This window comes from Streptomyces nanhaiensis (assembly GCF_046614825.1).
Taxonomy (GTDB): Bacteria; Actinomycetota; Actinomycetes; order Streptomycetales; family Streptomycetaceae; genus Streptomyces; species Streptomyces radiopugnans.
This window is the reverse complement of the sequence record NZ_JBKJFM010000279.1, coordinates 1-3466: the sequence shown is the minus strand read 5'-3', so window position 1 is coordinate 3466 and position 3466 is coordinate 1. Positions and strand designations below refer to the sequence as shown.

General features: G+C 76.4%; 3 protein-coding genes and 2 pseudogenes. All 5 read right to left on the bottom strand.

Annotation, left to right across the window (positions count from 1 at the left end; translation table 11 throughout):
* Positions 1 to 132, bottom strand: a pseudogene (locus ACLIYP_RS29745) (CDP-alcohol phosphatidyltransferase family protein); the annotation flags it as partial.
* Between the two features lie 233 nt (positions 133 to 365).
* Positions 366 to 929, bottom strand: coding sequence for a phage tail protein (locus tag ACLIYP_RS29740; RefSeq protein ID WP_412716184.1), 564 nt, complete (start codon positions 927 to 929; stop codon positions 366 to 368).
* Positions 926 to 2911 carry a putative baseplate assembly protein gene (locus ACLIYP_RS29735; protein WP_412716183.1) on the bottom strand — a complete coding sequence of 662 codons (1986 nt, stop codon included), beginning with the start codon at positions 2909 to 2911 and terminating at the stop codon, positions 926 to 928. The genes ACLIYP_RS29740 and ACLIYP_RS29735 overlap by 4 nt, the downstream gene beginning before the upstream one ends.
* The gene (locus tag ACLIYP_RS29730; RefSeq protein ID WP_412716182.1) at positions 2911 to 3333 is read right to left on the bottom strand and encodes a GPW/gp25 family protein; all 423 of its coding nucleotides are present in this window, start codon (positions 3331 to 3333) and stop codon (positions 2911 to 2913) included. Before ACLIYP_RS29730 ends, ACLIYP_RS29735 begins: the two co-directional genes overlap by 1 nt.
* Positions 3333 to 3466 (bottom strand): annotated as a pseudogene (locus ACLIYP_RS31035) (PAAR domain-containing protein); the annotation flags it as partial. The pseudogene ACLIYP_RS31035 and the gene ACLIYP_RS29730, both read right to left, overlap by 1 nt.

Genomic DNA, 3466 nt, shown 5'->3' with positions numbered 1-3466 from the left:
GCGGGCCACGTCCACCAGGTCGGTCTCGGCCTTGATCAGGATCGCGCCCAGCGCGGCCACGGTGCCCAGGAAGGCCCACAGCCAGTTCGCGGAGGCCCCCTCGGCGCGGAAGACGTCGGCGGCCCGCCGGCCGGGTGCGCGGCGGTGAGGTGCGCAGGGGCGCGGCGGACGCGGGCCGGTCCACGGGCGGTGCGGGGTCCGGCTCGGAGTCCGGATCCGGATCAGGGTCCGGCGGGGCAGGGGGCCCCGGGCGTGTGCCCGGGTCCGGCGGGGTCTGCGACCAGCCCAGGTACGTGCCGCAGTTGCCGCAGAAGTCGTCGTCCGGGCCGTTGGACGTCCCGCACGCGGGACACGCGCGCATGACGTCACCTCCCCTCGTCGGCGGGTGGACCGGGCAGGACCTCCACCCGGCAGACGGTGTGCACCGGGCACATGGCCCGGACGATCGCGCGGACCCGGTCCGGGTCCACCCGCGCTCCCTGGCCCGGCCACACCCGGACCAGGGGCTCGGAGGAGGGCTCCGGCGGAAGGCCGGCGCCGGCGGTGCGCGACCAGGCCGCTCCGCCGTCCCCGGTCACCTCGGCGTGCACGCCGAGCGCCAGCCGCAGGGCCTCGACCAGGCCGCGCCCGGTGCCGCGCCAACGGTGCAGCTCCACCGCGCGGGCGACCGCCTCCCGGCGGGCGGCCAGGGGCCACCGCGGGTCGTCGGCGGCGCCCACCCACGACGCCAGCCAGGCCAGGAAGTCGGTCGGGGCCACCCGGGGGTCGAAGTAGGAGGGCAGGTTGTCGAGGGTCGCGAAGACCGGTGCGAGGACGGTGTCGAGACCTGCGGTGAACCGCTGCGCGAGGTCGTCGTCGGCGTACAGGGCGGGCAGTTGCCCGCCGATCGGGTACCTGCTCGGCAGCCCGGGCACGGCGGCTCGGCTCATCCCCGTGCCTCCGGTCCGGCGGCCGTGACGGCCACCTGGTGCTGGTGGGAGAAGACCAGCGCGCCCGCGGCCACGTCGATGCGGTCCGCCGGCGCGCCGCGCCGCCCGGTGACCGGGTCGGCGGGGAACAGCCGGATGTCCTCCACCAGCGCGTCGCCGCAGGCGCGTTGCAGCACGCCGAAGACCTCCCCGTACTGCACCGGCCGCCCGAACGGCCACCCGGTGCCGTCGGGACCGCCGTGCAGCGGGTCGAGGTACCGGAACAGCGCGGCGAGCGCCGCCTCGCGCACCCGGCCGGCGTCGTCCGGCGCCGCCGCGAGCCGGGCCACCACGGTGACGCCCTGGTAGACCGGCGGCTCCACGACGAGGCGGGTGCCGATCAGGCGCCGTTCGTCAAGGCTCGCGGTGATCGCCCGGAGCACCTGGTCGGAGGGGATGAGCTGCTCGAAGCGGAGTCGGCCGTCCTCGTCGGCGACCGCGTCCGGGACCACCAGGACCCGTACCGCGCCCGCGCCTTCGCCCGCGGGCAGGCAGCGGACCCGGCGCAGCGAGGGCGCCGCGAGACGGCTGATGACCTCGTAGTCCTCGGCGGTCACGGCTCGCTCCTGCGTCCGCAGCGCCTCCGGCGCCCGCAGCCTGGCGTTGGCGACGGTCTCGCCGGCGACGCCGCCGCGCGCAGCCTCCCGGTTGACGACCCGCGCGACGTACGGGACGGAGCTGCGCAGCACGCGGATCGAGCCGCGGGCGACGTTGCCCGCCGGACCGCCGCCGGTGCGGTAGCGGGCCACCCGCACCCGGGCGCCCTTGGGCGGCACGGCGCCGCACTGCCGCAGCGTGCCGTCCGGCTCGCGCAGCACCGGGGGGAAGCCGAACTCGCCGGTGGTGGCGTCCACGCGGACGTGCCGGTCGCCGGGCCCGGAGCGGCCGAAGTGCTCCACCACCTCCCAGCGCTGCCACCCCTCGGCCGAGGACACCTCCACCACGGGGGGCTCGCCGTCGAGGAGGACCGGTGGGCGGTCGAGCCGGAACGCCTGCCCGGCGACCCCCTCGGAGACGCCCAGCGGCACGTCGGTCACGGTCTCGGCGTGCTCGACGGACATGGTGCCGCCCACGGTGAACACCGCCGCCTCGCGCACCGTCGGGGACTGCGAGTAGAACGGCTGCCCCGGTTCCGCCTCGGTGACGCGGCAGCGCAGCCAGCCGGCCCGCGTCCCGCCGACCACCGACGCCGTGTGCCCGGCCGGCACGTACACGATGACCTCGCCGGGCCGGTTCAGCCCGCCGGTGGTGTCCTCGCCGGTCTCGCACACCCGCCAGCCGCCGCCGTCCCACGCCTCCCACACCAGCGGGGGCTGGCGCGGGTCCACGCCGACACCTTCCACACGGCTGTCCAGGCGCACCGCGACGATGCAGCGCGGCACCGCCGCCGGCAGGCCGAACAGCAGCGCGTCGCCCGGCTCCGGCGCCGCCTGGAAGCAGAGCACGTCGCGGCCCTCGGCGAGCTCCCCGGTGCGGTCGGTCTGCGCACCGGTCCGGGGCGCGGTCACCAGACGCGTCAACTCGCTGGGAACGATGCGCAGTTCGTCCGTGGTCGCGAACACCACGGCTTCCCCGGCCTCCTCGGCCCCGCCGCTCTCGCCCGGTGCGCCGGGCGCGGCGGTCACCTCCGTGCCCGCGGGCAGCACCACCGTGTCGGGCTGCGGCGCCGACAGGTGGAAGTCGACCTCGGCCACGGCCGCGGCCGGCGGGAACAGACGGATGCCCAGCAGGTCCAGGAACGCGGTGTAGTTCTTGTCCGGGACCCGGTTCAGCCGGTACAGCAACTGGTCCACCAGGTAGGCGAACGTCTCGATCAGGGTGACGCCCGGGTCGGAGACGTTGTGGTCGGTCCACTCCGGGGCACGCTGCTGGACGTACCGCTTGGCCTCGTCGACCAGTTGCTGGAACCGCCGGTCGTCCAGGTTGGGGGAGGGCAGGGCCATCAGTCGGCGCCCCGTTCCCCGGCCCCCTCCTCGGAGGGGATCGTGTAGAAGGGGAAGACCAGGTTGCGACGGTCGTTGGTGGAACGCACGGTGTAGTGCACGTCGATGTAGAGGGTGCCCGCCTCCACGGCGTCGAAGGCGACCACCACCTCGTCCACCGCGATGCGCGGCTCCCAGCGCTCCAGGGCCTCGCGCACCTGCTGCGCGACGCGTCCGGCGGTGGCGCCGTCGCCGGGGGCGAAGACATGGTCGTGGATGCCGCAGCCGAACTCGGGGCGCATGGGGCGCTCGCCGGGCGCGGTGCCGAGCACCAGGCGGATCGCCTCCTCGATCTCCCGCTCCCTGTCGACCATGCCGATCCCGCCGGTCGGCCCGACCCGCAGCGGGAACGCCCAGCCCCGGCCGATGAACCGCTCGCTCATCACGCGCCTCCGATCAGGACGTTCGCGGCGCCGGTCAGGACGGCCGCGCCGCACGCGCTCCGGTCGCGTGCCCGCGCGGCGGGCAGTCCGCCGATGAGGACGGCGCCCGCGGCGGCCGCCGCGCCGCATCGTC

Bases quoted from the DNA above. Each gene is read 5' to 3' on its own strand.
- ACLIYP_RS29740 (WP_412716184.1), bottom strand. From the start codon at position 929: ATGAGCCGAGCCGCCGTGCCCGGGCTGCCGAGCAGGTACCCGATCGGC.
- ACLIYP_RS29735 (WP_412716183.1), bottom strand. From the start codon at position 2,911: ATGGCCCTGCCCTCCCCCAACCTGGACGACCGGCGGTTCCAGCAACTG.
- ACLIYP_RS29730 (WP_412716182.1), bottom strand. From the start codon at position 3,333: ATGAGCGAGCGGTTCATCGGCCGGGGCTGGGCGTTCCCGCTGCGGGTC.